Genomic DNA, 2,665 nt, shown 5'->3' with positions numbered 1-2,665 from the left:
ACAAAGAATGCGGAAAATGCTTTTATCCAAGCGCGGGGGCGCATGGTGGGTGCCATTGCGCAAACAGCAACCTTAATTGCACCGCTCTATAAAGCCATGCAATTTGACCAATCGATGAAGGGACTAGAAAAGGTTCTCGATGCCCCCCTTGATCGCTTAAAGGAATTGCGCCGTTTTGCGCTTGAAACCTCCACCAAGATTCCGTTAGCGGCGCGTGAAGTCTTAGAATTGATGACCAGTGCCAGCCAAGCAGGGATTGGCGAACAAGATCTAGAAGCTTTTAGCATTTATGCCGCTAAAGCAGCTGTAGCTTTTGATATGACGGGAGATCAGATTGGGGAGCGCTTTGCCAAGTTGCGCAATGTCTTTAAGCTTAATCAGGCAGGCATTGAAGATCTAGGCGATGCTATCAATCATCTCTCTAATCACATGGCGGCAAAAGCCAGTGAAGTGTCTGATTTTACCAATCGTGCCACCGGTGCGGCAACCATGTTTAAGCTCACCGCGCGCGAAACTGCGGCATTTGGTACAGCGATGATTTCTGCTGGGATTGTTCCAGAGAGTGCCGCGCGTGGTTTTAATGCCATGAGTGCCCGCATTCAGGCAGGAGGCAAGCATATTGAAGATGCTTTTGCCAATATCGGGCTTTCTCGCGAAAAGTTCATGCAAGATCTGGACAAAGATGCTACCGGCACTTTGGTGCGCTTTTTTAATGTGTTGGGTAAATCCGAACAGGGGATGCGCTCGCTGATTGCCATTGCGGGGCGCGATTTTACCGGTGATTTTGCCAAATTGGTGGGTAACCCCGAATTGTTAGGGCAAGCTTTAGATTATGTGAAAGATCCACAAGTCTTTAAAGGTTCTGTAGAACAAGAAGCAGACAAACAAGCAACCGGTGCCATGCGGCAATTTGAACTCTTGCAAAACCGTATTGTGGCTCTGGGCATCACCATTGGTGAAGTGCTTCTGCCCCCCCTCAACAGTTTGATGGAAAGTGTTGGCAATTTTACCAATGGGCTTATGGCGTGGGCGAATGCCCATCCCACTTTAACAAGCGCTATTATCAAAACCATTGCCGCTCTGATGGCTTTTAATATTGCTCTGCGCGTGTTGCGCTTTACCATGGCTGGCACACGTCTTGGGCTTCTTCAATTGATGGGCTCTTTTATTAAGCTTAGAGTACTCAGTCGTGGTGTTGCTGCAAGCTGGCGAGGGCTATTGGCCGCAGGGCGCTCGCTGGGCTTGCTAACCGCGGGTCTTGGGGCAAGTTCACTCCGACTCTTACGCCCCATGACCTTGTTGGTCGGGGCTTTACGGGGGATTGCTGTCTCAGGAAGTGCATTTGCTGCCTCTTTTGGCTCTGTTGGGACAGTGATCGAAGTGGTTGGGGCGGGTATTTCCTCTGTTGTGGGGGGTATTTTTACCCCAATAGGGGCTGTGGTCGCTGCTGTTGTGGCGGTCATACTGGCTGCTGGTTTTGCTTTGTGGAAATATTGGGATCGTTTTTCTTCTTTTATGAAGGGCTTTGCACGGGGGGTATCTCGGGCTTTTGGGCAAGCCTTTGAAGCTGTTATGCGCTTTTTTGGTGCTGATACCACCACCATTACGCGTTGGAAAAATATAATCGCCAATGCTTTTGATTTCTCTCAAACTTGGCAAAAGTTTAAACAAGAGCTTTCCTCTGTTGCCGAGTGGTTTGGCAATTTGTGGGAGGGCGTTAAACAAAGCTTTTCCAACTTTTGGCAATGGTTGAAGAGTTTTTTTACACAGGAAAAGCTCTCGGAGAGTGCCAAGGCTGGTATGGAACAAGCGGGCGAAGATCTGGCTAATTCGATTGTCGATGGCTTTATGTCGTCTATCTCACAATTGATGGATTTTTGTAAATCTTTGCCTAGCCGCATTAAGGGGTGGATTGGTTCCATTGATGTAAGAGAGTTTTTGCCAAGTTTTTTGGGGGGTAAAACAGCCATTCAACCCATCGTGCAATTTGCGGGGGCGGGGCATGCAAATTACTCTGTGAGAGAACAAAGAGACAAAGACCGTTCCCCCATCACCCACAATCAAAATGTCACAGTGCATGTCAATGGTGCCCGTGATCCTGTGGCCACTGGTCGTGCGGTTGCCCATGCTTTGCAACGGGCACGTGCTAATGCTCTGCATGGCGGGACAGAATGAGGGGAGGGCGTCTATGAGAGATCCTTTGATGATGTTAGGACCGCATCAATTTTATGTGAACTGGCTGAATTTCCAATCCTTTGAAGAAGAGTTTTCTGCCTCATGGGTTTGTATGGAGCGTTTTGGCAGGTCCCCCAGTTTGCAATTTACCGGCTATGGCAATGATGCAAAAACCATTCATGGGGTGTTGTTTCCAGAAGAGTTTGGTGATCGTGTAGCCATTGATGCCATCACTACAACTATCCGAAGAGCAAAGCCGGTCCAGATGCTTCGTTGGATTAATGATACGACCTATAGTGTCCTTCTCCATGGACCCGTAGTAATCACCAGTATCACAAAAGACCACGACTATATCAGTCGCTCTGGTCAATCCCAGCGCATCCGCTATTCCATTACGCTCTTGCCCTTTTTTAATGGTGGAAAACCGCAAGGTCAATATCAGGTGGGACAATACCAAGAGGGATATGATCAATATTTCCAAGGGGAACAA

2 protein-coding genes are annotated in these 2,665 nt (G+C 48.4%); both read left to right on the top strand.

Annotated elements, in window-relative coordinates; translation table 11 throughout:
* Positions 1-2,175: phage tail tape measure protein (locus ACFIQE_RS09470; RefSeq protein ID WP_375707620.1), on the top strand; the 2,175-nt coding region annotated here is incomplete at its 5' end.
* A gap of 13 nt (positions 2,176-2,188) precedes the next feature.
* Positions 2,189-2,665 (top strand): phage tail protein (locus tag ACFIQE_RS09465; protein ID WP_375707619.1); only part of this gene is annotated, 477 nt, incomplete at its 3' end.

This window comes from Bartonella sp. AA1HLJMS, from assembly GCF_042197445.1.
In the GTDB taxonomy this organism is placed as follows: domain Bacteria; phylum Pseudomonadota; class Alphaproteobacteria; order Rhizobiales; family Rhizobiaceae; genus Bartonella.
Note: the sequence above shows the minus strand (reverse complement) of the source record. Positions and strands in the feature narration are given on the sequence as shown.